The organism is Sphingomonas sp. SRS2 (assembly GCF_000971055.1).
Classification (GTDB): domain Bacteria; phylum Pseudomonadota; class Alphaproteobacteria; order Sphingomonadales; family Sphingomonadaceae; genus Rhizorhabdus.
In genome coordinates this window covers 1-23566 of the sequence record NZ_LARW01000118.1, presented here as the reverse complement: position 1 = coordinate 23566, position 23566 = coordinate 1, and the positions used below count along the sequence as shown (strand labels likewise).

Below are 23566 nucleotides of genomic sequence, written 5' to 3'. Positions count from 1 at the left end.
TCACACTTCGCGGTGGACAGCCCCAGCGCCGCTGATCATCATCGCCGAATGCAAGGGCCCAACCCGTCTTCACCTGCTTAGCCATGCGCAACGCCGCCGGATCGGCGCTCCTCTTCATTCTGGTCGCGGCCAATGCCGCAGCGTCGGCCGCCGATTTTCCGGCGGAGGAGCGTCCCCGTCTCGATGGCGCGCGAATGAAGTTGCTGGTCAAGGATCAGATAGCACTTGCGAGGAAGGGGCGGCTCAAGGAGGCGCAACGATCGCTGGATCGCAAGCTTGCCGCGCAGAAGGCCCCGCTAGCCCGGGCTGACCTGATCGAGGCGTTCGGCGTAGAACTCTATGGCGCCACCGCGAGCGTGGAGCAGCGCGCTGCGATCGAAGCCTCGCTCGACTATCTGTCTCGCGGCGTGGATGCCTATCGGCTGCTGCTTGGCAACGATCATGTCGAGGTCGCCACAGCGCTCGTGCGCCGGGCCGAGCTGGAACGGCTATTGCGCCCGGAGAACCCCCGCCTCTCGACCGACGTCGACTATCAGACGGCCTATCGGATTCGCATCGCGAAGCTTGGTGCGAACGCACCGATCACATTGAGCACGCTGATCCCGATGGCGCAGCTGATGGCGCTGCCTTCCCGCGCAAATGGCGACCCGGACAAGATCGAGGGTGCGGCCGCACTGCTTCGCCAGGTCATCGATGGCACCGCCGGCTCGGACGATCCGCAGATGCGGGCGCTCCATGCCGAAGCCGCCGCGACTCTGCAGGAGCTCGATACCGCTTATGGGGCAGCGCTTCCGTCTGGCCGCAGGCTCCAGCTTCTCATTCCCAACGCGGCCAGGGCATGCGGGGCGGCTTCCGCGGATGACGTCATGGTTTTCTCGGGCGATAGCGACGGGCTGCGCGTGATCCGGCAGAGATTCGCCAAGGCCCGGCTGTCGCTGCGCCCCTGCGGTGATTTGTTGCTGTTCACGCTTTCGCCGGGCACCGATCCTTCGCCCGTGCTCGACCTGCTGGGGGATATTTCGGCGGGCCGGATGAAGGGGGTGCGCATGAACCTGATCGAAGGCAGCAGCGCCTTCTCGCGCTGACCTAGATTAGCGCATCGAGCAAGCCGATCAGCGGCTTGTCCGCCGGCGGCATATCCAGTGCATGAAGATCGAGCGGGCGCAGCCATTTGATGGCGGGTGCCTCGAGCGCCTGGGGAATCCCCCGCCATTTGCGGCAGATGTAAACGAGCAGGATCATATGCCGTTCGCCAAGCGATTCGCTGGCGAAGCAGGCTGGTGCGAGGCATGCCTGCTGGACATCGATGCCCAATTCCTCATGCAATTCGCGGATCAGCGCGGCCTCGGGCAGTTCACCCTCCTCGACCTTGCCGCCGGGGAATTCCCACAGTCCGGCCATCGCCTTTCCCTGCGGCCTTTGTTGCACGAGGATGCGGCCATCGCCGTCGATCAATGCCGCCGCGACGACGATTAAGGGCTTCCCCTTATCCATAAGTATTAGGCCCTTAGCGCTTTTTTAATCTGAGACGCCTACGTAATAAGCATCTGCAGATCAAAGCGATATGGGCGACGGCCCTGTCGCGCCGAAGGAATATTATATGAGAGGCCCCCGCCGGCGCGCATGCTTCCGCGCCCTTTTCCGCGATGAGAACGGCGCTACAGCCGTGGAATATGGCCTGATACTGGCACTTATCTTCCTCGCGTTGATGACTGGCGTGATGGCGCTGGGCGACTCTGTGCGCGGCCGCTGGACCGATATCTCCAACAAGGTTTCGGCCAGCTGAGGTCGGGATGTGAGAATCGCGACTGCCGTTAACCGTTTAACAGTAACTCTGACTGTAGAAAGCAATCGTTGGCCCATGGTTACAGGCCAGCCGGGCCGGAGTTACCACCCGAAATCGGGAAGCGGGAGTTAGAGTTATGAAGTTTGTTGCAAAGCTGCTGAAGAACAACAAGGGCGCCACGGCTATCGAATATGGCCTGATCGCTGCCCTCATCGCCGTCGCCGCGATCACAGCGATGACGAGCCTCGGCAACCAGCTCCAGAAGACGTTCAACAACGTCTCCACCAACATGAAGGCAAGCTAAGCTAAGCCTTTCAACGGCTGAAGGCTGGCTTGAACGGGCGGCGGACGAAAGTCCGCCGCTTTTTTTTGCGTTCTCCTATCTCACCACCAGTTTGACCCGATCGCCGGTCCTGACGGTGTCGCCGCGCTGCATGCCGTTGAGGACGAGGAAGCGTTCGAGGGGATTGTCCGGGAAGGCCATCAGCTTCGCCAGGCTTGCGGCCGTGTCGCCAGCCTTCACCCGAACGACCCGAACCTTGAGCGGCTTGATGCCGGACGCTTCGGCAGCGCTCATCCGTCGCATGCTTTCCACCAGCGGCGCAAAGGGACCAATACCCTGCCCCGACCGCGTTATAGTCACGAAATGATACGCGGCCGCGCCATTGTCGGGCCGATAGGCGAAGACGCCGACATCAACCTGCCCGGCATTGCTGCTGGCCCCACCGAAAGCGTAGCGGAAGTCGACACCCTTGGCCTTGCCGCTTTGGATCTGGCCATAGCGGATATTGCCGCCAAGGCCCGAGAATATCTGGCTGATATAGTCGTCGAGGCCGCCCATTCCGGCCTTGCCGCCGCTAAAGCTGGCCTGCCCGCCGGATCCGCTGATCGTGACCGCGTCGTCGGCATTGTTGATCGTGTAGCCGGTGGGAACGGTGAAGGCGAGACGCTGAACCGGGAGCCTGAACTCGCGGCCCTCGACATAACCCTTGTCGGGGTTGTCGCCCCAGGTCAGTCCATCCACCGCATCGAGAAGTGCATCACGGTTGCGCTGGCCGCGCCCGGCCGCGCCGGTCTTGCTGGCTTTGTCGCGGGCGCGCTTCACCCTGTCCGCGGAATTGGGATGGGTGCTCGCCCAGCTTGGCAGGCCAGAGCGCTGCCCGCTTATCCGCGACTCCAGACTTTGCTGCGCGCCGAGTATACCCAGCATGTCGGCAGAGCCGAGCGGATCATATCCGGCGTTCGCCAGATAACGCACGCCCAGATCGTCCGCCTGATATTCCTGCGTGCGCGAAAAGCCCTTGGTGATCAGGTCCGCGCCGAGTCCGGCGCCGCGGCCGACCAGATCGCCGAGCCCGCTATTGCCCGCGACAGCGCCGACGACACCGGCGAGCACCTGAGCGATCGTGTTGGTCTGCTGGCGCTTGGCGGAATGGCGCGCGGCGACATGGCCGACCTCGTGTCCGAGCACCGAGGCCAGTTCGGCCTCATCATTCATCAGCGCAAGCAGGCCGCGCGTGACGTAAACATAGCCGCCTGGGATCGCGAAGGCGTTGTTGACCGGCGAATCGAGCAGGGTGACGGTAAAGTCCCGCTCCGAATTGGAGAGACCCGACTGGACCGCGATCTTGCGGCCGACGCGGGTCACATAGTCCGCCGCCGGCCCCTTCATCGCGCCGCCGAATTGCTGGACAAGCTGAGGATGCGCTTCGGACCCCGCCCTTTTGTCGCTGGCGGATATTGCCTGCGCCTGCGCCTGCGCCAGCGCCATGGTCGGCGCGGCGGCAAAGAGGCAGGTTGCGAATATTGCGGTCTTCATGTGTTTCTCCCGATCCCTGCCATAAAGCAGCAGCGACCTGAACGGTTCCGTTACGAAATCACCTCGGTCGAATCTAGCAGGGTGACGGTGAAATCCTCGCCGTCGGAAGACAAGCCTGACTGAACGGCGACGCGGCGACCGACGCGGGTCGCGAAATCGGCCGCAGGCCCACTCATCGCGCCGCCATAGTCGCGCAGCAGACCGGGGTGATTAAGCTCGCCCTGCTTCCTGTCGGCCGCAGACATTTTCTGGGCCGGAGCCGCCGCCAGCTGCGTGGCCGACAGAACCGCCAGAGAGCCCACCGTCGCCAACAGCCATTTCCGCATGCATCCCTCCCCTTAACAGGGCGGACTATAGCGGCAGCGCGGAGAGGATCATCCGCTTTTCGATCCGTAAGGGATGGGATCGTTCCCGAACCGAAATCAGCCGATCGCGAGGAATTTGTCGCGCCGCGCAGCGCGGATCGTCGCCGGCTTCTTGCCGGCGAGTTTGTCGAGCTCCTCACCGATCGCGGCGCCCAGCGCGGCGATCGCGGCTGCGGGATCGCGATGCGCTCCGCCCATCGGCTCGGGAACCACACGATCGACCACGCCAAGGCGCTGAAGATCGGCGGCAGTGACCTTCATCGCCTCGGCGGCTTCGGCGGCCTTGTCGCCGGTGCGCCACAGGATCGACGCGCAGCCCTCAGGCGAGATCACCGAATAGACGGCATGTTCGAACATCAGCACCTTGTTGGCGGCGGCAACCGCGATCGCGCCGCCCGATCCGCCTTCGCCGACGATCGCCGCTACCATTGGTACGCCGAGCGCGAGACAGGCTTCGGTCGAACGGGCTATCGCCTCTGCCTGGCCACGCTCTTCCGCCTGAATGCCGGGAAAGGCGCCGGACGTATCGACGAGGCTGACCACGGGCAGGCCAAAGCGATCGGCCAGCGCCATCAGGCGGATCGCCTTGCGATAGCCCTCGGGCTTGGCCATGCCGAAATTGTGCCGGATGCGCGAAGCGGTGTCGTCGCCCTTCTCGTGGCCGATAACGACAACTCTGCGGTCGCCGAGCCGGCCGAGCCCGCCAATGATCGCCTGATCGTCGGCAAAGGCGCGGTCGCCGGCCAGCGGCATGAAGTCGCTGATGAAACCCGCCACATAATCCTTGAAATGCGGTCGCTCAGGATGGCGAGCGACCTGGGTCTTCTGCCACGGCGTCAATTTGGAATAGGTATCGCGCAGGAGCTTGTCGGACTTGGCCTCCAGCTTGGAGACCTCGCTTCCGATATCCAGCGATCCGGCATGGGCGGTCGAACGGAGTTCGGCGATGCGCGCCTGCAGCTCGGCGATCGGCTTTTCGAATTCGAGATAGGCAACCATCGGCTCCGGTTAGGCGGGCAAACCCCGTCCGTCAACGAACCGCTGCATGCCCCTCTTGAACGATGCACGGCCCTTCCTATCTCGCCTGCCGTCAGCCGTCGCCAATCGGGGCGGCATGGCAGGCCCGGCGGATGTTCCGCGGGCCGACAAGGTCAACATCGCTTTTGCAAGGAAACGGACCCATGCGTACTCTTGATTTCGCTCCCCTCCTCCGGTCCTCGATCGGCTTCGAGAACCTCAATCGCCTCGTCGATTTCACCCGTGGCGAGAGCGACAGCTACCCGCCCTATAATATCGAGAAGACGGGCGACGGCGCCTATCGCATACAGATGGCGCTGGCCGGCTTCACCCGCGACGAGATCGACGTCACCGTCCAGGATAATATGCTGATCATCATCGGCCGCGCCGGCGAAGCGAACGATGGCGAGCAGCGCGAGTTCCTGCACCGTGGCATCGCCAAGCGCGCGTTCGAGCGCCGTTTCCAGCTGGCCGACACCATCAAGGTGACTGCCGCTGGCTATGACAACGGCCTGCTCAATGTCGAGCTGGTCCGCGAGATCCCCGAGCACAAAAAGCCGCGGCGCATCGCGATCGACGGCATCGAGCCCAGCCCGGTGATCGACGCAGAGCCGGCCAAGGCCGCCGCCTGACATCGCCAGCCCGATCATCCGATCGGAAGAGGAAAGCCGGGCCGTGAGGTCCGGCTTTCTGATTCTGCGGAGATTTGCCGCCCGGCGGGAAGGAGACCGGCAAAGGCTTCAGCAGCAGCCATTCCTCGATAGCGGAGCGGCTCCGGGCTCTGCCGGGGCCATGATTTGCACTATCCGACACGTTACCGTTTCTTGTTCCCTTCCCGCCTTGCATCATCCGGACACCCCTGCTAACCGGCCCGCGACCCATGCGGGGACGCCTCGGCGCCCCCTTTTCCGCATGGGGCTAAATCCATTTGGGGGATTAGACGCGCGTGGAGAATTCCGGCGGTATTCAGGCTAGCCTCAGCGGACGCTATGCGACCGCGCTGTTCGGACTGGCCCGTGACGAGAAGGCGCTAGACGCCGTTTCGGCAAGTCTTGCGACGCTTAAGGCCGCACTCGCCGATTCGGACGATCTTCGTAAGTTGACGACCAGCCCAGTCGTCTCACGCGCTCAGGCGACCAAAGCGGTTGCCGCCGCCGCATCGGTAATGGGCATCGACCCCCTCACCACCAAATTCCTCGGCGTGCTCGCGCAGAACCGCCGCCTCGGCCAGCTTGGCGCCACGATTCGCGCTTTCGGCCAGCTCGCCGCCGCGCATCGTGGCGAGACCACCGCCGAAGTCACCTCGGCCCATCCGCTCACGGCCACCCAGGTCAAGGCGCTGAAAGCCAAGCTCAAGACCGAGCTCGCCCGCGAAGTCGCGGTCGAGCTCACCGTGGATCCCTCGATCCTCGGCGGACTGATCGTCAAGATCGGCTCGCGCCAGATCGACGGTTCCATCCGCTCCAAACTGAACACCCTCGCGATTGCGATGAAAGGCTGAACATGGACATCCGCGCCGCAGAAATCTCCAAGGTCATCCGCGACCAGATCGCCAGCTTCGGCACCGAAGCACAGGTCTCCGAGGTCGGTCGGGTGCTGTCGGTCGGCGACGGCATCGCCCGCATCCACGGCCTCGACAATGTCCAGGCCGGTGAGATGATCGAATTCTCCAACGGCATCAAGGGCATGGCCCTCAACCTCGAGGCCGACAATGTCGGCGCCGTGATCTTCGGCTCGGACGCCCAGATCAAGGAAGGCGATGTCGTCAAGCGCACCGGCACGATCGTCGACGTTCCGATCGGCAAGGGTCTGCTCGGCCGCGTGGTCGACGGCCTCGGCAATCCGATCGACGGCAAGGGCCCGCTCGCCACGACCGAGCGCAGCCGCGTCGAGGTCAAGGCGCCCGGTATCATCCCGCGCAAGTCGGTCCATGAGCCGGTGCAGACCGGCCTCAAGGCGCTCGACGCGCTCGTGCCCGTCGGCCGCGGCCAGCGCGAGCTGATCATTGGTGATCGCCAGACCGGCAAGTCGGCCGTCGCAATCGACACCTTCATCAACCAGAAGACCGCCAATGCCGGCGACGACGAGAACAAGAAGCTGTATTGCGTCTATGTCGCGATCGGCCAGAAGCGCTCGACCGTGGCGCAGCTCGTCAAGACGCTCGAAGAAAATGGCGCAATGGAATATTCGATCGTGGTTGCCGCGACCGCGTCCGATCCCGCCCCGCTTCAGTATCTCGCACCCTACACCGGCGTGACGATGGGCGAATATTTTCGCGACAACGGCATGCACGCGCTGATCGTCTATGACGATCTGTCGAAGCAAGCCGTCGCTTACCGCCAGATGTCGCTGCTGCTGCGTCGCCCGCCGGGCCGCGAAGCCTATCCGGGCGACGTGTTCTATCTCCACAGCCGCCTGCTGGAGCGCGCCGCCAAGCTGAACGACGCCAATGGCAACGGCTCGCTGACCGCGCTGCCGATCATCGAAACCCAGGCGGGCGACGTCTCGGCCTACATTCCGACCAACGTGATCTCGATCACCGACGGGCAGATCTTCCTTGAAACCGACCTGTTTTATCAGGGCGTCCGTCCGGCCATCAACGTCGGCCTGTCGGTGTCGCGCGTCGGCTCCGCCGCGCAGACCAAGGCGATGAAGAAGGTCGCCGGTTCGATCAAGCTCGAGCTCGCCCAGTATCGCGAAATGGCTGCCTTCGCGCAGTTCGGCTCGGACCTCGACGCCTCGACCCAGCGCCTGCTGAACCGCGGAGCGCGCCTGACCGAGCTACTCAAGCAGCCGCAATTCCAGCCCCTGCCCTTCGAAGAGCAGGTCGCGTCGATCTTCGCCGGCGTGAATGGCTATCTCGATACCATTCCGACCAGGGACGTGACGCGCTTCGAAGCCGGCTTCCTCGCCGAAATGCGCTCGAAGCACGCCAAGGTTCTCACCGCGATCCGCGACAGCAAGGACCTCTCGGCGGACTCGACCGCCGCACTGAAGTCGGCGCTCGAAGCGTTCGTGAAGACCTTCGCCTAACATACGGATCCTTCACCCGATTTTCGGATCGGGTGGAGCAGGACAGAAGAGACAAGACTAGATGGCAAGTCTCAAGGCCCTCAAGGTCCGCATCACTTCGGTGAAGTCGACCCAGAAGATTACCAAGGCGATGAAGATGGTCGCCGCAGCCAAGCTGCGCCGTGCGCAGATGGCGGCGGAGGCCGGGCGTCCCTATGCCGAACGTCTCGACGCGGTCATGTCGAGCCTGGCGTCGAAGGTGACGGTTGGCCCGCAGAGCCCGAAGCTTCTCGCGGGCACCGGCAACGATCAGGTCCACCTGCTCGTCGTCGCGACCTCGGAGCGCGGCCTCGCCGGTGCGTTCAACACCAACATCGTCCGCGCCGCGCGCAAGGCGGCCGAGAGCCTGATCGCGCAGGGCAAGACGGTGAAGTTCTATCTGATCGGCAAGAAGGGCCGTGCGGTCATCCAGCGCCTCTTCCCCGGCAAGATCGTCCATCAGGTCGACCAGACCCACATCAAGAACGTCGCCTTCTCCGACGCGCATGTCGTGTCCGAAGACCTGATCGCACGCTATGCGGCAGGCGAGTTCGATGTCGCTCACCTGTTCTTCGCGAAGTTCCAGTCGGCGCTGGTTCAGGATCCGACGGAAATCCAGATCATTCCCGTCCCGCTCACGCCGGCCAGCGGTGCTGAGACGGCGGGGGCCTCGGCTGCGGTCGAATATGAGCCCGACGAGGAGGAAATCCTCGCCGAACTGCTGCCGCGCAACATCGCGGTCCAGCTGTTCCGCGCGATGCTGGAGAATGCCGCGTCCGAGCAGGGCAGCCGCATGACCGCGATGGACAACGCGACCCGCAATGCCGGCGAGATGATCAACAAGCTGACGATCCAGTACAACCGGACCCGTCAGGCCGCGATCACCACCGAGCTTATTGAAATTATCGCTGGCGCGGAAGCGCTGTAGCACATCGAAGGACTGGCGCCGAAGCGCTGTAAAAGATCAGAGGCAGGAAACAGACCATGGCTAAAGCCCCCACCACCCCCACGAGCACCGGCCCGAAGAGCGTCGGCCGCATCTCGCAGGTCATCGGCGCCGTCGTCGACGTCAGCTTCGATGGCGAGCTTCCCGCGATCCTGAACGCGCTCGAGACTTCGAACAACGGCAACCGCCTTGTTCTCGAAGTCGCTCAGCACCTCGGCGAGGGCACCGTCCGCACGATCGCGATGGACGCCACCGACGGCCTGACCCGTGGCCAGGAAGTCACCGACACCGGCTCGCAAATCCGCGTGCCGGTCGGCCCGATGACGCTCGGCCGCATCCTCAACGTGATCGGTGAGCCGATCGACGAGCGCGGACCGGTCAACGCGACCCAGACCGCACCGATCCATGCAGAGGCCCCGCTGTTCGTCGATCAGTCGACGGACGCGAGCATCCTCGTCACCGGCATCAAGGTCATCGACCTGCTCGCGCCTTACGCGAAGGGCGGCAAGATCGGCCTTTTCGGCGGCGCCGGCGTGGGCAAGACCGTGCTCATCCAGGAGTTGATCAACAACATCGCCAAGGGCCATGGCGGCACCTCGGTGTTCGCAGGCGTCGGCGAGCGTACCCGCGAGGGTAACGATCTCTATCACGAGTTCCTCGACGCGGGCGTGATCGCCAAGGATGCCGACGGCAATCCGACCCCCGAGGGTTCGAAGGTCGCCCTGGTGTTCGGTCAGATGAACGAGCCGCCAGGCGCCCGTGCGCGCGTTGCGCTGTCGGGTCTGACGATCGCCGAATATTTCCGCGATGTCGAAGGCCAGGACGTGCTGTTCTTCGTCGACAATATCTTCCGCTTCACTCAGGCGGGTTCGGAAGTGTCGGCGTTGCTTGGCCGTATTCCTTCGGCGGTGGGCTATCAGCCGACCCTGTCGACCGACATGGGCGCGCTGCAGGAGCGCATCACCTCCACCAACAAGGGTTCGATCACCTCGGTGCAGGCGATCTACGTGCCTGCCGACGATCTTACCGATCCGGCGCCGGCCACGTCCTTCGCCCACTTGGACGCGACCACCAACCTCAACCGCGCGATTTCGGAGCTGGGCATCTACCCGGCGGTCGATCCGCTCGACTCCACCTCGCGCATGCTCGAACCGCGTATCGTCGGCCAGGAGCATTACGAGACCGCCCGCGCCGTCCAGGAGACGCTGCAGAAGTACAAGTCGCTGCAGGACATCATCGCGATCCTCGGCATGGACGAGCTTTCCGAAGAGGATAAGCTCACCGTGCAGCGCGCCCGCAAGATCCAGCGCTTCCTGTCGCAGCCGTTCCACGTCGCCGAGGTCTTCACCGGCATCAGCGGCAAGTTCGTCTCGATCGAGGACACCGTGAAGTCGTTCAAGGCGGTCGTCGAAGGCGAGTATGACCATCTGCCGGAAGCCGCCTTCTACATGGTCGGCGGCATCGACGAAGTCGTCGAGAAGGCCAAGAAGCTGGCTGCTGAAGCGGCCTGATGACGAATGGCCTGCGCCTCGGGGACGCGGTCAACGAACTCTGCCCCTGGTCGGGTGATCCGATCTCGGCAGACTCGCTGACCCTCTACAAGGGGCAGGTCGTCGGCTTCTGCAACACCGGCTGCCGGGACAAGTTCGAAAAGGCCACCACGGCGTTCGACCTTGCCCTCGCAGCGAAACAGGATTGATCATGGCAGATCTGCACTTCGAACTCGTCACCCCCGAAAAGCTCCTCCGCTCGGAGGAAGTCTATATGGTGGTGGTGCCCGGCACCGAGGGCGACTTCGGCGTGCTGGCGGGACACGCACCGTTCATGTCCGTGGTCCGTCCGGGCGAGCTTGCGATCTATTCGGGGCCCAACACGGTCTCGGCGCGCATTCAGGTCGAGGGCGGCTTCGCTGAAGTCAACGAGAAGGGCCTGACGGTACTGGCGGAACAGGCAACCGAAGCCTGATCCTCCTGCATATCGGCTGAAGAATGGCCCGGACCGCTCCAGCGGCCGGGCCTTTTTTGTCAGTCCTCGACGAAATCCTTGAGCCGGCCCAACGCATCGTCCCATTGCCGGGCAACCCGATCGAGATAGGCGCGCGCCTCGTCGAGCGGCACGGGGCGGCAGGCGAAGCGGCTCTCCCGCCCCTGCCGGATACTCTCGACCAGACCTGCCTCCTGCAAGACGCGCAGATGCTTGGTAACGGCCTGGCGGGTCAGGCTGGTGTCAGCCGACAGCATCGTGATTGAACGGGTAGCTCCGTCGCTCAGCGTCATCAGCAGCGATAGCCGGGTCCGGTCGCCGAGCGCCGCGAAGATTGGCGCAGGATCGCCTGTCCTTGCCGCGTCAGCCATCGACATGGATCCGGATGTTCGCAATCTGCGCCGTCCAGCCACCGCCGTTCATGCGCAGCGCTTCATCGCGGCGGTAGGCGGGCACCCTGTCGAAACCGGACTCGGTGATCGTCAGATGTGTTCCACCGTCGCGCGATTCGAGCCGGAACTCGACGAGCGTCGGCTCCTCCGCCGAATAATCGATCGCAGGATCCACGGCGTAAGGATGCCAGGTGAAGGCGAAGCGATAAGGCTCCTCCATAGCCACGGTGCGGGCATTCCAGCGAACATGCTCAAAGCCCTCATGGGTGATATGGCCGCTGCTCATCTCGCCAACCGCGAAAGGCCCGTCGAGCCTGACCCGGAACCATTCGCCGAACTCGCGATGATCGGTCAGCGCGCGCCAGACACGCTCGACGGATGCACTGAGCTGTATCTCACGTTCGATGCTATTAGGCATATGGGCAACCTCCTGGTTGCTATTTAGGCTATGGCGCTAAACATGCAACCTATAAGTTGCGTTCAGTAATGTTCCCACCATTGCTCATGACAGCGACGACCTGTGGCAAGAACGCGCCGAATAACCGATGCTCAGATGAGCACACAGGCAACGTTAACGGATTCGTGCTTAATTGCCGGCCAATGACCGCCTTGAACACCGAGCAACTCAACCAAGTCACCTATTTGTCGGGGATTACCGCCGGAGGCATTGTCGCGGCCCAGAGTTTCTGGACCTGGAATGACGATAGCCCGGCCACCTACGGCCTAGACACCTATGCGGCGAAATGGGGCAGCGGCGCACCGGGCAGCGGCGCGACCATCAACTATGTCTTCGACGCCGCGTCGAACTGGACCGTGGTCGAGCGCGAGGCCTTTGTCTCGTCGATGAAGCTTTGGTCGGCGGTCGCCAACGTCACCTTCGTCGAAAGCACCGCGGGAACCGCCCGTTTCACCATCAAGCGCGCCGACGATGACACCGCATCGGGTGGCCAGGACCGATTCTGGCCCACCTCGGTCGGCTCCTCCCTGCTTGGCGTCGCCTCAAGTGGCCATCTCGCCATCGACGCCAGCGCCGACGCCTTCGGCCCGCTGGGCGGCAGCTTCACAGAGATGGGCGGCTATCCGTGGATGACGATGCTCCACGAGATCGGCCATGTCCTGGGTCTCGGCCATGCGGGGCCCTATGACAGCGGCGCCGGCATCGATGAGAGCCCGTACACCGCCTATGATTCGTCCGCGTGGTCGATCATGTCCTATAACGACGAGACCGACACCAGCACCGGCATCAGGCATAGCTGGGGCAGCAGCCAGAGCAGCGACGGCTTTCGCTACGGCAATGTGCCGACGACGTGGATGCCGCTCGATATCGTCGCGATCCAGCGCGTCTATGGCGTGGCGGTCAACACGCCGCTGGCGGGAGGCCAGACCTATGGCTTCCACAGCAATATTAAGGGCGCAATCGCCGACTATTTCGACTTCACGGTGAACGCAAAGCCGATCGTGACCCTGTGGAACAAGGGCGTCGGCAACACGCTCGACCTGTCGGGCTTTTCGACGGCATCCAACGTCAACATGACCGACGGCGCTTTCAGCAGCGTCGCCGGGCTGACCAACAACCTCGCTATCGCCTATGGCACACGCATCGACACGGTCGTCACCGGCGCAGGCGCGGACACAATCGTGGCGAACGACAACAGCGACAACATTCTGGGTGGCGCTGGCGCGGACTCGATAACCGGCGGCGCAGGCAACGATCATCTGTACGGCGGCGGCACCGTCGCGGTGCCCGGCGATGGCGCCGATACCATTAACGGCGGTGCGGGCGGCGATTATATTCAGGGCAATGCCGGCGACGACCGGCTCAATGGCGGCGACGGGTTCGATCGCATCCAGGGCGGCCAAGGCAACGACAATATCCAGGGTGGGTCCGGTAACGACACCGTCAACGGCAATCTCGGCAACGACAGCATCGACGGCGGCGAGGGCAATGATTCACTGCGCGGCGGACAAGGCGGCGACAGCATCATCGGCGGCGCAGGCAATGACGTCCTGCTTGGCGACCTCGGCGCGGACACGCTGAGCGGAGGAACCGGCCTCGATACCTTGATGGGCGGCGGCGATGCCGATGTCTTCAATTTCGCCGGCGGCGAAGCGAGCTTCACCAACAATGGCGTTGGAGCCGACCTTACCGACTCAATCACCGACTTCGCCGATGGCATCGACCGCATCCATATGGGACTCGGTCTGCCAAGCGCGGTGCTGCAAGGCAGCGCCTTCACTACGCTGGGCCCGGCCGCAGTCAGCGCGCAGCAGCTTCTTGACGCCCGGTCCGGCTTCACAGATGTCGCCGCCCTTAAGGTCGGCGACGACACCTATATTTTCTACGATGTGAGCGCGTCCGCGGCGATCGAAGCCTTCGAGCTGAACGGTTTTGCCGACCCCGCCGCGATCACAGTCGCCGATTTCATCTGATCACTTCGGCAGCGTTACCCTGGGTTCACCGACGAACGGTTTGATCCCGAATAAAGGCAAACCCGCCGGGACAATAGATGACGCCGTCCCTGACCACCATCGAGATGGTCTTGATCGTCTTAATCGCCTTGATCGATCCGCCCCGGATCATGCCGCGGGCAACCATGTCAGCAACAATCCCTGGGCTGCTCAACCCGTGAAGCGGCAAATGGCGAGTTAACCGTTTCTGAGGGCTTTCGCGTTACTGCAATCCTGTTCGGTCGAGGTTTGGCCGCCCGGAGAAGAGTTTGCGATGAGTGCTTTCGGCAAGCGTGGATCGATGACGCACGGCGCGAAGCCCGCTTTTGGCGTGGCCCGGCCGATGCAGGGCGATACCGCGCCCGGACCGCTGACCGGTGGACTGCAATTCCCGCCTCTCGATGCTGTGCCGCTGTCCGGCTCCGATCCGTTCGCGGGAATGCCGAGCTTCGACGATCCCATCAATGTCGACGAGAATGATGTCGCATTGCCGAAGCACGCCGACGCAATGGCGCGGCTCGCTATCCGTGAGGCCGCCTCGGGCGACGCCGGCAACTCTAGGGTCGAAGGTTTCGAAGCCTCTATCCACAAGATCAAGGAGCAGGTGCTTCCCCGCTTGCTCGAGCGCGTCGATCCGGAAGCCGCCGCCTCGCTAAGCAAGGACGAGCTGGCCGAGGAATTTCGGCCGATTATCGGTGAGGTGCTTGCCGAACTGCGCATCACTCTCAACCGACGCGAGCAGTTCGCACTCGAAAAGGTGCTGGTCGACGAGTTGCTCGGGCTCGGGCCGCTTGAGGAACTGCTCGCCGATCCGCTGATCACCGACATCATGATCAACGGCCCGAACCAGACTTATGTCGAGCGCAAGGGCAAGCTTGAACTCGCCAAGATCAATTTCCGCGATGAGGAGCATCTGTTCCAGATCGCCCAGCGGATCGTGTCCAAGGTCGGCCGCCGCGTCGATCAGACCACGCCGCTCGCAGATGCCCGTTTGCTCGACGGTAGCCGCGTCAACGTGATCGTGCCGCCGCTGTCACTGCGCGGCACCGCGATCTCCATCCGTAAATTCTCGTCCAAGCCGATCACGCTAGACCTGATGGCGCGCGGCGGATCGATGAGCGAGAAGATGGCGACGCTGCTCAAGATCGCGGGCGCGAGCCGGTTCAACGTCGTCATCTCCGGCGGCACCGGCTCGGGCAAGACGACAATGCTCAATGCGCTGTCAAAGATGATCGACCCCGGCGAGCGCGTGATCACGATCGAGGATGCCGCCGAATTGCGGCTGCAGCAGCCGCACTGGCTCCCGCTCGAAACCCGCCCCGCCAACCTCGAGGGTCAGGGCCAGATCTCGATCCGCGATCTCGTCGTCAACGCGCTGCGTATGCGTCCCGACCGGATCATCCTCGGCGAAATTCGCGGCAGCGAGTGTTTCGACATGCTCGCGGCGATGAATACCGGCCATGACGGCTCGATGTGCACCCTCCACTCCAACAGCCCGCGCGAGGCGCTGGCGCGCATGGAGAACATGGTGATGATGTCGGACATCAAGGTGCCGAAGGAAGCGATCTCGAAGCAGATCGCCGACTCGGTCGACATGATCGTTCAGGTCAAGCGCCTGCGCGACGGCTCCCGCCGCGTGACGAGCATTACCGAAGTGCTCGGCATGGAAGGCCCCGTGATCATCACGCAGGAGCTGTTCAAGTTCGAATATCACGCCGAGGATTCGGAAGGGAAGATCGTCGGCGACTATGTCTCGTCCGGCCTGCGCCCCTATTCGATCGAAAAGGCCCGGCAGTTCGGATTCGACCAGCCCCTGCTTGAAGCCTGCCTCTGATCCGGGTCGGTCACACGCCTTTGATCCACAGTGCCGCGCAATAGGCTGCGGCAACCAGCGACAGCACCGATATCAGCGGCCAGGGCATCCACCCTGCCCTTCCCCAGATGCGATCAGCCTCGCGCCGGCGGTGGCGCCACCAGTCCGCCGCGACGGACAGTAGCGCCAGTGCGACGAACGACAGCGTCGGCCATGCGTAATCCGATTGCACCTTGCGCGATCTCCGTCATCATTACGCGGATGTTCCATATCGGGAGAGCTTCGTTGCGCCACATGTTTCTTGCCACCGCCGCCGCATTCATAGCGATAGCCCCCGCCGCCCCCGCCGCGGCGGCCAAGGTCGATCCCGCGATCGCCAAGGCCATCGCCGATCCCCAGCGCAGCGAGGCCAACCGCGCCCGGGATGTCTATCGCCATCCTGCCGAAACGCTGGCCTTCTTCGACGTTAAGCCCGAGCAGACCGTGATCGAATATTATCCGGGCGGCGGCTGGTATACCGAGATCCTGGCGCCCGCACTGCGTGGCAAGGGCCGCTATGTCGCGATGCCGCCATCATCCGAGCGCAGTCTCGCCCCGGTCAAGGCCATGCTGGAAAAGAACAAGGACCGGTTCGGAGCGGTCGAGCTCGTTCCATTCAGCGCGACCGAAGCTTCGACCTTTCCCGCCGGTACCGCCGACCGTGTACTGACCTTCCGCAACGTGCACAATTTGATGATGAATGGCGATGCGGTGGCGGCGAAGGCCTTTGCCGACTTCTATGCAGCGCTGAAGCCGGGCGGCATATTGGGCGTGGTCGACCATCGCCTGCCCGAGAGCAAGGATAGCGCGCTGGAAAAGAAGAGCGGCTATCTAAAGAAGTCGACGATCATAAAACTTGCGACCGCCGCAGGCTTCAAGCTGGTTGGCGAGTCAGAGATCAATGCCAATCCGAAGGATACGCATGACTGGCCAGACGGCGTCTGGACATTGCCGCCGACGCTCAAGCTCGGCGACGTCGACCGCACGAAATATCAGGCGATCGGCGAAAGCGACCGGGTAACGCTCAAATTCGCGAAACCCTGATATGAATGGCGTTCGGGAGAGGCCAAAGCCTCTCCGAACGTCACTTCAGCTTGTCGATCTGCTCCTGCATGGCGGCAAGCTGCGCCTTCAGCGCGTCGACTTCGGTACGCGGCGGAGTTGCGCCGGTCGTCGCGGCGGCGCCCGTCGTCGCTGCGGGGCTGCCCGGCGTGGGCTTGAACGCGCTGGCCGCCGCTTCGAACATCTCCATGTTGCGCTTGGCGATCTCGGCGAAAGGACCTCCGGCAAAAGCCCCTTCCATCGCCTGACGAAACTGCGTCTGATTGCGACGGAACGCATCCATCGACGCTTCGAGATATTGCGGGACCATCGACTGCATGGAATCGCCGTAGAGCGAGATCAGTTGGCGCAAGAAGCTGACGGGAAGCATCGTCTGTCCGCGGGTTTCTTCTTCCATGATGATCTGCGTCAGGACATTGTGGGTGATGTCCTCTTCGGTCTTCGCGTCGATAACCTTGAAATCGCGCCCTTCGCGCGTCATCGCCGCAAGATGGTCCAGCGTGATGTAGCTCGATGTTTCAGTATTATACAGCCGGCGATTAGCGTATTTCTTGATGATAACCGTTCCGGAGCCGTCCGATGATTTCGCCATGATACCCCACCTGCCGACAAATGTTGCAGACAGCATAGCATCAAATCTTTCCGCGCCGCAACACAGACCGCGGCCGCTCCCCCTGTTCCTCGATATGCTGCGCAACGAAACTGCTGCGGAACCCGCCAGGATGCGAACCGCGCTCGCCGGGCTGAAGGCATATCAGGCCGCACCGCGCCAACCACGGCCGCCTTTGCCTCCAGTAATCGCGCGTATCGGCCGGGTTTCGCTGCGCAGCTACGGCGCGGGAGGCAGCCCCGTCCTGTTCGTGCCATCGCTGATCAACGGGTCCGAGATTCTCGACCTGACCTCGGAAAACTCGATGATGCGGGGCCTTGCCGCGCGCGGCGCCGATCCGGTGCTGCTCGACTGGGGAACGCCCGACGCAACCGAACGCAACCTGAGCGTGAGCGGCCATGCCGAGAGCTATATCGTCCCGGCGCTCGACCTGCTCGGCAAGCACGCCGTTCTGGCGGGATATTGCCTGGGTGGAACGATGAGCATCGCAGCGGCAATGCTGCACCCGCCCAAAGCGCTGATCCTCATTGCCACGCCATGGGATTTTGGCGGATTTCCTTCGCAGACGCGAAACGATCTCCTCGGAATCTGGCGCGCTGCGGAATCGATCGCCGAAAATTTCGGCCTGCTGCCTGCGGAAGTGCTGCAACAGATATTCTGGCGGATCGATCCGGCGCGGACCGTGGCAAAGTTCGAACAGTTTGCCGGCAAGGACCCCCTCAGCGCCGAAGGGCAGAATTATATCGCCGTCGAAGATTGGGCAAATGACGGGCCACCGCTGACGCTGGCCGCCGGACGCGAACTCATGGAATCGCTCATGGCCGGCAATGCGAGCGGCGCGGGCGAATGGAAGGTCGGCGACCGCACCATAGATCCGTCGGCGCTGAAAATGCCGCTGCTCAACATCGTCTCGACAACCGACCGGATCACGCCGGCGGCGAGCGCATGGCCCGGCGGCGAGCGTATCGAACTCGCTGAAGGTCATGTCGGCATGGTGGTGGGGAGAAAAGCCCCCGCGTCGCTATGGTCCAGCCTCGTGTCATGGCTTTCGCAACTGCGGGACTCCTGATAGGTCGGCCATCCAAAATCACAGCGTGAGTCGGCGAAAGCAGTTCCGCAACGCCGTTCGCATACGCAATATCGAGCAGGAGCGAGCATGACCGACATCGTGATCACCGGAGCCAAGCGCACTGCGGTAGGCAGCTTCCTCGGCGCCTTCGCCACGACCCCTGCCCATGTTCTCGGTCAGCAGGCGATCGTCGCCGCCCTTGCGCAGGCCGGCGTCGATGCCGCCGACGTCCAGGAGGTCATTCTCGGCCAGGTTCTCTCCGCGGGACAGGGCCAGAACCCGGCCCGGCAGGCGGCGATAAACGCGGGCATCCCTAAAGAGGCGACCGCTTTCGGCATCAATCAGGTCTGCGGATCCGGACTGCGCGCCGTCGCGCTTGCCGCGCAGGCGATAAAGTGCGGCGATGCCCGTATCGTCGTCGCGGGCGGACAGGAGAATATGTCGCTGTCGGTCCACGCCAAGGCCTTACGCGCGGGCGCCAAGATGGGCGACGTCTCGCTGGTCGACACAATGATCGTCGATGGTCTGACCGATGTGTTCAACGGCTATCATATGGGTATCACCGCCGAGAATCTGGCCGAGAAATATCAGATCGGCCGCGCGGAGCAGGACAGCTTCGCAGTCGCCAGCCAGAACAAGGCGGAGGCCGCGCAGGCTGCGGGCCGCTTTGCGGCGGAGATCGTCCCCATCACCATCAAAGGCCGCAAGGGCGACACCATCGTCGACCAGGACGAATATATCCGCGCCGGCGCGACAATCGATGCAATGGCCGGGCTGAAGCCGGCGTTCAAGAAGGACGGCACCGTCACCGCCGCCAACGCCAGCGGGATCAATGACGGCGCGGCCGCGCTCGTGCTGATGTCCGCCGAGGATGCGGCAACGCGCGGCAGCCCGATACTTGGCCGGATCGCCAGCTGGGCGACCTGCGGGGTAGATCCTTCGATCATGGGCATCGGCCCCGCCCCCGCCAGCAAGCTCGCCCTGGAAAAGGCCGGATGGGCGCTTTCCGATCTCGACCTGATCGAAGCAAACGAAGCCTTTGCGGCGCAGGCGCTGGCGGTCGGCAAGGAACTCGGCTGGAATGGCGATGTCGTCAACGTCAATGGCGGCGCGATCGCGATCGGCCATCCGATCGGTGCGTCGGGCGCGCGCGTGCTGACCACTCTGCTGTATGAGATGGCGCGCCGTGACGCGAAAAAGGGCCTGGTTACGCTGTGCATCGGCGGGGGCATGGGCATCGCCATGTGCATCGAGCGATAATCCCGCGAAAATCGCCCTAACTGCCTGTTTTTCGCGCAGCGCTTAACCCGAACTACATCATTCTAAAGTCTAATCCTCGCGGGATATTCCAACCGAGGAAGCAAGATGTCCGGGGCCATAGAACAGCAGTCGGTGCAACAGGGAAAGCGGACGCGGCAGCGCGACAGCCTGCTGCTCATGGGTACGATCAAGGCGGCGGGCGACTATGCACGCCAGACGCAGCCGATTCGCGTCCGTAACCTGTCCTCGACCGGACTGATGGCCGATTCGCAGGTCGACTATGACCTTGGCGCGAGCGTCGAGATCGGCCTGCGCGGGATCGGCATCGTCGCGGGGGAAATCATATGGGTCCGCGATGGCCGGATGGGAATCACCTTCGGAGAGACCATCGATCCCAAGCGCGCGCGCCAGCCCGTCGTCGCCAAGACCGACGACCATCTGCGTAAAATTGTCGATATCGGGAAAATCCGCCGCCCTGGATTGAGGATCGACTGACCCTCAATCCCCTTGGGTGGCGTTAATGATCAGAGGCGCGCGAGGGCTTCCTTGATCCTCAATTTCTGCTTCTTCAGTTGGCTGATCAGCACCGTATCCGGTGCAGGCCGTCGAGACTCCGCTGCGATCCGGGCTTCGATCCCGGCGTGCTTCGCGAGCATTGCGTTCGAGTGGGTAGTCAACATCTAGGCTGTCTCCTTTCACTCCGACTGGGCCGATCAATAAATCACGATTTGCATCACCTGTCTCGTCCAAAAACAGGGTTGATCCGATGTTGAACACGATTGGCCGTGACGGTCGGGAAACGCACCTGTTTGACGTCCAGGCGCTTCGCGACTTGAGCGTCGGTGCTCTCTGCCGCTAGATTGGCGCGCGGCAGTAGCGGGTGCGGAGCGAGTCGATTGGACCATGAAATCATTGCGCGGCGAATCGAACTGCTCCGGCAGGAACATGGCGACCTGGATGCGGCCATCGAAGCCCTGCTGTCCGCGCCCGCGATCGACCAGCTTCAGATTGCCCGGATCAAGAAGCGCAAGCTGCGACTGAAGGACGAGGTCACGCAGCTGGAGGATATGCTGATCCCCGATATAATAGCCTGAACATCCTGCCGGCGAAGGCTGGCAGACTATTCCTCGCGGCTGACCTTCTCGTTACGCTCATGGCGCTCTTGCGCCTCAACCGTCATCGTGGCGATCGGGCGGGCTTCGAGGCGGCCCAGCGAGATCGGCTCGCCAGTAACTTCGCAATAGCCGTATTCGCCTTCTTCGATCCGGCGCAACGCAGCGTCGATCTTAGAGATGAGCTTGCGCTGCCGGTCGCGGGTGCGCAGTTCGATCGACCAGTCGGTCTCGCTCGACGCGCGGTCGGTAAGGTCGGGTTCGCGCAGTGAATCAACCTGAAGTTGTTGCAGTGTCCCGGCCGATTCCTTGAGAATCGACTCCTTCCACATGAGCAACTTGGCCTTGAAATAGGCGAGTTGCCGATCATTCATGAAAGGCTCGTCCGGTGATGGTGTGTAACCGTCGAGATTTGTCGCAGACACGTTCACCGGTTCCCGACCATCAAAAACACCACTCAGCGACGATGCCATCCGACTCTCCGCTTTGCCTCGACTGCCGCGCCGGCCTACATGCCGGTGCCGCTGGTCGCCCGCCGCGGGCTATAGACAGCACGACGCCCACGCACAAGGTGCGAACCTGTGCGCGGGCGCAGAAACTTGGGGATTATTCGGGATGGCTCAGCCGGCCGGCGGCGCGCTCCCCTTGGCCGCAGCTTCTAGTTGTGCCTGGGTCATGCCAATTATCGGGCCGTTTGGACCCTGGGCAATTGCGCTTTTGGGCAGTTTGGCCTTTGCGTTCGGAGTCGCCAGGGTGACGAGATCGCCTTCGACAGCTTCGATGGTGCCGACAGCGCCGCCATTCTGATCGCTCACGGCCGTGCCGGGCTTCAGGGACGCCAGAAACTGCTGCTGAGCGCTGGCCGCGGCACCCTGCGCAGCGGCCTCGAGCTCCACCTTGGTCATGCCGATCAGCAGCCCCTTATCGCTCTGCGCGAAGGCTGAAGTCGGAACACTGGCCTTGACGACACCGGTGTCGATCACCGCCATATCGCCCGTAACCGACGCAATGGTGCCGACCGCACCGCCCTTGGCGTCCATCACCGCCGCTCCCGCCGTGACATTGGCTTTCGCCGGAGCGGCTGCCGCAGGAGCGCCCTGAGCGAAGGCCGGCGCGGCCACACCGGCCGTCAGCAAAGCAGTAGCAAGAAAAGCAGTTCGCAAAGTCACATCGATACTCCTCTTTGGGTCAGTCGAGAGAATGACGCACAAAGGCGCGTGCCGGTTCCAGTCCGTTTCGATGGATCGCGCCCCGGGCGGGGCGAAACGACCGTCAATTCGTCTCAGGCGCGCAACCTCATCGCGCTTCGATGGTTGGTGCGGGCGGTTGCGTGGCTCGCGCATCGAGGCCATAGGGCGGCGATGCACGATATCCGCCTGATCCGCGACGAACCCACCGCCTTCGACGCCGCTCTGCGCCGCCGCGGCGTGGCGCCGATGTCCCCTTCCCTGCTCGCGCTCGACGAGCGCCGCCGGGCGATCACCACCGAATTGCAGGTCGCGCAGGCGCGCCGCAACGATGCCTCCAAGGCGATCGGCCAGGCCAAGGCGCAAAAGGATGAGGCGACCGCAGCGACGCTGATGGCCGAGGTGGCGGCGCTCAAGGAGAAGATGCCTGCGCTCGAAGCCGAGGGAAGCGAAGTGGACGCGGCATTTCAGTCGGCGCTCGCGGCGATCCCGAACCTCCCGGCCGATGACGTGCCCGAGGGTGCGGACGAAAGCGGCAATGTCGAGCAGCACCGTTGGGGCAATCCGCCGAGCTTCGATTTCGTCGCCCGCGAACATCCCGATTTCGCCGGACCGCTAGGGCTCGATTTCGAATCCGCCGCGCTGATATCGGGGGCGCGCTTCGCCGTGCTCAAGGGCGGGATCGCCCGGCTCCAGCGCGCGCTGGGCGCGTTCATGCTCGATCGCCAGACCGCCGCCGGCTTCACCGAGGTGATCCCGCCACTGCTGGTGCGGGACGAGGCGGTGTTCGGCACCGGCCAGCTTCCGAAGTTCGCCGAGGATCTGTTCCAGACCACCGACGGCCGCTGGCTGATCCCCACCGCCGAGGTCAGCCTGACCAACATGGTGCGCGAGCAGATATTGGGTGAAACGGAGCTGCCACTGAAGTTCACCGCGCTGACCCAGTGCTTCCGGTCGGAAGCCGGCGCAGCTGGGCGCGACACGCGCGGCCTGATCCGTCAGCACCAGTTCGAGAAGGTCGAGCTGGTCGCGATCACGACCCCCGAACAATCGGATGCCGTCCACGCCGAGATGACCCGCGCCGCCGAGGCCATTCTCGAAGAGCTGGCCCTGCCCTATCGCCGGGTGATGCTGTGTACCGGCGACATGGGCTTCACCGCGCGCAAGACCTTCGACCTCGAAGTGTGGCTGCCGGGCCAGGCCTGTTATCGCGAGATCAGCAGCATCTCCAACTGCGGCGACTTCCAGGCGCGGCGCATGAACGCGCGCTATCGGCCGACGGGCGAAAGCAAGGGCACTCGCTTCGTCCACACCCTCAACGGCTCGGGTCTCGCGGTCGGCCGCACGCTCGTCGCGGTGCTCGAGAATTATCAGCGCGCAGATGGCTCCGTGGCGATCCCGGAGGCGCTGCTTCCCTATATGGGCGGACTCACCGAGCTGCGCCCCGCATGATCATATTGCCGTCCTGCGGCAAACTGTTCTCAAAGCGCTGATGCGAAGGGTGGCATAGTCAGCCAAGACTGCTAACAGACCGACATGGCCTTGCTGACCTCCCGCTCGACCACGCCGGCAATCGTCGCGCTGTTGCTGCTCACCTCCGCCTGCAT

At 63.4% G+C, this 23566-nt stretch carries 30 protein-coding genes; 18 read left to right on the top strand and 12 right to left on the bottom strand.

What is annotated here, in order from left to right; all coding sequences use genetic code 11:
- The first annotated feature begins 83 nt into the window (after positions 1 to 83).
- The gene (locus WP12_RS19100) at positions 84 to 1085 is read left to right on the top strand and encodes a hypothetical protein (protein WP_046195279.1); all 1002 of its coding nucleotides are present in this window, start codon (positions 84 to 86) and stop codon (positions 1083 to 1085) included.
- A gap of 1 nt (position 1086) precedes the next feature.
- Here the strand turns inward: WP12_RS19100 and WP12_RS19095 are convergent, their stop codons facing one another.
- Positions 1087 to 1494, bottom strand: a complete 408-nt coding sequence (locus WP12_RS19095) for a (deoxy)nucleoside triphosphate pyrophosphohydrolase (RefSeq protein ID WP_046195278.1) — start codon at positions 1492 to 1494, stop codon at positions 1087 to 1089.
- A gap of 106 nt (positions 1495 to 1600) precedes the next feature.
- Here WP12_RS19095 and WP12_RS19090 point away from each other — a divergent pair, with 106 nt between their 5' ends.
- Positions 1601 to 1786: a Flp family type IVb pilin gene (locus WP12_RS19090; RefSeq protein WP_046195288.1), complete on the top strand. Its 186-nt coding sequence runs from the start codon at positions 1601 to 1603 to the stop codon at positions 1784 to 1786.
- Between the two features lie 136 nt (positions 1787 to 1922).
- The gene (locus WP12_RS19085) at positions 1923 to 2090 is read left to right on the top strand and encodes a Flp family type IVb pilin (protein ID WP_046195277.1); all 168 of its coding nucleotides are present in this window, start codon (positions 1923 to 1925) and stop codon (positions 2088 to 2090) included.
- A gap of 75 nt (positions 2091 to 2165) precedes the next feature.
- On the opposite strand, the gene WP12_RS19080 is transcribed toward WP12_RS19085, so the two are convergent.
- From WP12_RS19080 to WP12_RS19070, 3 genes are all read right to left on the bottom strand, one after another.
- A complete protein-coding gene (locus tag WP12_RS19080; RefSeq protein ID WP_046195276.1) occupies positions 2166 to 3605 on the bottom strand; it encodes a M48 family metalloprotease in 1440 nt (479 codons plus the stop codon).
- Positions 3606 to 3655: 50 nt separating this feature from the next.
- Entirely contained in the window at positions 3656 to 3931 is a 276-nt protein-coding gene (locus WP12_RS19075; protein ID WP_046195275.1) for a hypothetical protein, read from the bottom strand.
- Between the two features lie 96 nt (positions 3932 to 4027).
- On the bottom strand, positions 4028 to 4969 hold the full coding sequence (locus WP12_RS19070) for an acetyl-CoA carboxylase carboxyltransferase subunit alpha (protein ID WP_046195274.1): 942 nt from the start codon (positions 4967 to 4969) through the stop codon (positions 4028 to 4030).
- 182 nt (positions 4970 to 5151) lie between these two features.
- On the opposite strand from WP12_RS19070, the gene WP12_RS19065 reads away from it, so the two are divergent.
- The 7 genes from WP12_RS19065 to WP12_RS19035 all read left to right on the top strand — a co-directional run bounded on the left by WP12_RS19065 (position 5152) and on the right by WP12_RS19035 (position 10949).
- Positions 5152 to 5619: an Hsp20 family protein gene (locus WP12_RS19065; protein ID WP_046195273.1), complete on the top strand. Its 468-nt coding sequence runs from the start codon at positions 5152 to 5154 to the stop codon at positions 5617 to 5619.
- A 314-nt stretch (positions 5620 to 5933) separates the two neighbouring features.
- Positions 5934 to 6488 carry a F0F1 ATP synthase subunit delta gene (locus WP12_RS19060; protein ID WP_046195272.1) on the top strand — a complete coding sequence of 185 codons (555 nt, stop codon included), beginning with the start codon at positions 5934 to 5936 and terminating at the stop codon, positions 6486 to 6488.
- Positions 6489 to 6490: 2 nt separating this feature from the next.
- Positions 6491 to 8020 (top strand): F0F1 ATP synthase subunit alpha, encoded by a 1530-nt coding sequence (gene atpA, locus WP12_RS19055; RefSeq protein WP_046195271.1) that lies wholly within the window; start codon positions 6491 to 6493, stop codon positions 8018 to 8020.
- Positions 8021 to 8081: 61 nt separating this feature from the next.
- On the top strand, positions 8082 to 8966 hold the full coding sequence (locus tag WP12_RS19050) for a F0F1 ATP synthase subunit gamma (protein WP_046195270.1): 885 nt from the start codon (positions 8082 to 8084) through the stop codon (positions 8964 to 8966).
- Between the two features lie 56 nt (positions 8967 to 9022).
- Positions 9023 to 10495, top strand: a complete 1473-nt coding sequence (gene atpD, locus WP12_RS19045) for a F0F1 ATP synthase subunit beta (RefSeq protein ID WP_046195269.1) — start codon at positions 9023 to 9025, stop codon at positions 10493 to 10495.
- Complete coding sequence (locus tag WP12_RS19040) at positions 10495 to 10683, top strand: glutathione S-transferase (RefSeq protein ID WP_046195268.1); 189 nt, start codon at positions 10495 to 10497, stop codon at positions 10681 to 10683. Before atpD ends, WP12_RS19040 begins: the two co-directional genes overlap by 1 nt.
- A gap of 2 nt (positions 10684 to 10685) precedes the next feature.
- A complete protein-coding gene (locus tag WP12_RS19035; protein ID WP_046195267.1) occupies positions 10686 to 10949 on the top strand; it encodes an ATP synthase F1 subunit epsilon in 264 nt (87 codons plus the stop codon).
- 59 nt (positions 10950 to 11008) lie between these two features.
- Here WP12_RS19035 and WP12_RS19030 read toward each other — a convergent pair whose 3' ends face one another.
- Entirely contained in the window at positions 11009 to 11338 is a 330-nt protein-coding gene (locus WP12_RS19030) for an ArsR/SmtB family transcription factor (protein ID WP_084691243.1), read from the bottom strand.
- A complete protein-coding gene (locus WP12_RS19025; protein ID WP_046195265.1) occupies positions 11331 to 11777 on the bottom strand; it encodes an SRPBCC family protein in 447 nt (148 codons plus the stop codon). Before WP12_RS19025 ends, WP12_RS19030 begins: the two co-directional genes overlap by 8 nt.
- A 182-nt stretch (positions 11778 to 11959) precedes the next feature.
- On the opposite strand from WP12_RS19025, the gene WP12_RS19020 reads away from it, so the two are divergent.
- Complete coding sequence (locus tag WP12_RS19020; RefSeq protein ID WP_046195264.1) at positions 11960 to 13789, top strand: M10 family metallopeptidase C-terminal domain-containing protein; 1830 nt, start codon at positions 11960 to 11962, stop codon at positions 13787 to 13789.
- A gap of 25 nt (positions 13790 to 13814) precedes the next feature.
- On the opposite strand, the gene WP12_RS25405 is transcribed toward WP12_RS19020, so the two are convergent.
- Positions 13815 to 13955 carry a hypothetical protein gene (locus WP12_RS25405; protein ID WP_160299252.1) on the bottom strand — a complete coding sequence of 47 codons (141 nt, stop codon included), beginning with the start codon at positions 13953 to 13955 and terminating at the stop codon, positions 13815 to 13817.
- 126 nt (positions 13956 to 14081) lie between these two features.
- Here WP12_RS25405 and WP12_RS19015 point away from each other — a divergent pair, with 126 nt between their 5' ends.
- Positions 14082 to 15641, top strand: a complete 1560-nt coding sequence (locus WP12_RS19015) for a CpaF family protein (protein ID WP_046195263.1) — start codon at positions 14082 to 14084, stop codon at positions 15639 to 15641.
- A 10-nt stretch (positions 15642 to 15651) separates the two neighbouring features.
- Here WP12_RS19015 and WP12_RS19010 read toward each other — a convergent pair whose 3' ends face one another.
- A complete protein-coding gene (locus WP12_RS19010; protein WP_046195262.1) occupies positions 15652 to 15852 on the bottom strand; it encodes a hypothetical protein in 201 nt (66 codons plus the stop codon).
- A gap of 62 nt (positions 15853 to 15914) precedes the next feature.
- On the opposite strand from WP12_RS19010, the gene WP12_RS19005 reads away from it, so the two are divergent.
- Positions 15915 to 16703, top strand: coding sequence for a class I SAM-dependent methyltransferase (locus WP12_RS19005; protein WP_443027888.1), 789 nt, complete (start codon positions 15915 to 15917; stop codon positions 16701 to 16703).
- Positions 16704 to 16743: 40 nt separating this feature from the next.
- Here WP12_RS19005 and phaR read toward each other — a convergent pair whose 3' ends face one another.
- Positions 16744 to 17313, bottom strand: coding sequence for a polyhydroxyalkanoate synthesis repressor PhaR (gene phaR / locus WP12_RS19000; protein WP_046195261.1), 570 nt, complete (start codon positions 17311 to 17313; stop codon positions 16744 to 16746).
- Between the two features lie 130 nt (positions 17314 to 17443).
- On the opposite strand from phaR, the gene WP12_RS18995 reads away from it, so the two are divergent.
- The 3 genes from WP12_RS18995 to WP12_RS18985 all read left to right on the top strand — a co-directional run bounded on the left by WP12_RS18995 (position 17444) and on the right by WP12_RS18985 (position 20155).
- A complete protein-coding gene (locus WP12_RS18995) occupies positions 17444 to 18400 on the top strand; it encodes an alpha/beta fold hydrolase (RefSeq protein ID WP_235399206.1) in 957 nt (318 codons plus the stop codon).
- A gap of 87 nt (positions 18401 to 18487) precedes the next feature.
- Entirely contained in the window at positions 18488 to 19660 is a 1173-nt protein-coding gene (locus WP12_RS18990) for an acetyl-CoA C-acetyltransferase (RefSeq protein ID WP_046195259.1), read from the top strand.
- Between the two features lie 105 nt (positions 19661 to 19765).
- Positions 19766 to 20155, top strand: a complete 390-nt coding sequence (locus WP12_RS18985; RefSeq protein WP_046195258.1) for a PilZ domain-containing protein — start codon at positions 19766 to 19768, stop codon at positions 20153 to 20155.
- A 29-nt stretch (positions 20156 to 20184) separates the two neighbouring features.
- Here WP12_RS18985 and WP12_RS24340 read toward each other — a convergent pair whose 3' ends face one another.
- Positions 20185 to 20340 (bottom strand): YdcH family protein, encoded by a 156-nt coding sequence (locus tag WP12_RS24340; RefSeq protein WP_084691242.1) that lies wholly within the window; start codon positions 20338 to 20340, stop codon positions 20185 to 20187.
- A gap of 216 nt (positions 20341 to 20556) precedes the next feature.
- Between WP12_RS24340 and WP12_RS18980 the strand changes: the two genes are divergently transcribed.
- Positions 20557 to 20754 (top strand): YdcH family protein, encoded by a 198-nt coding sequence (locus WP12_RS18980; RefSeq protein ID WP_046195257.1) that lies wholly within the window; start codon positions 20557 to 20559, stop codon positions 20752 to 20754.
- A gap of 26 nt (positions 20755 to 20780) precedes the next feature.
- Here the strand turns inward: WP12_RS18980 and dksA are convergent, their stop codons facing one another.
- Positions 20781 to 21245 (bottom strand): RNA polymerase-binding protein DksA, encoded by a 465-nt coding sequence (dksA, locus tag WP12_RS18975; protein ID WP_046195256.1) that lies wholly within the window; start codon positions 21243 to 21245, stop codon positions 20781 to 20783.
- Between the two features lie 147 nt (positions 21246 to 21392).
- Positions 21393 to 22124 carry a hypothetical protein gene (locus WP12_RS18970; RefSeq protein ID WP_152664081.1) on the bottom strand — a complete coding sequence of 244 codons (732 nt, stop codon included), beginning with the start codon at positions 22122 to 22124 and terminating at the stop codon, positions 21393 to 21395.
- Between the two features lie 9 nt (positions 22125 to 22133).
- On the opposite strand from WP12_RS18970, the gene serS reads away from it, so the two are divergent.
- The gene (serS, locus tag WP12_RS18965; protein ID WP_046195286.1) at positions 22134 to 23411 is read left to right on the top strand and encodes a serine--tRNA ligase; all 1278 of its coding nucleotides are present in this window, start codon (positions 22134 to 22136) and stop codon (positions 23409 to 23411) included.
- Positions 23412 to 23566: the final 155 nt, after the last annotated feature.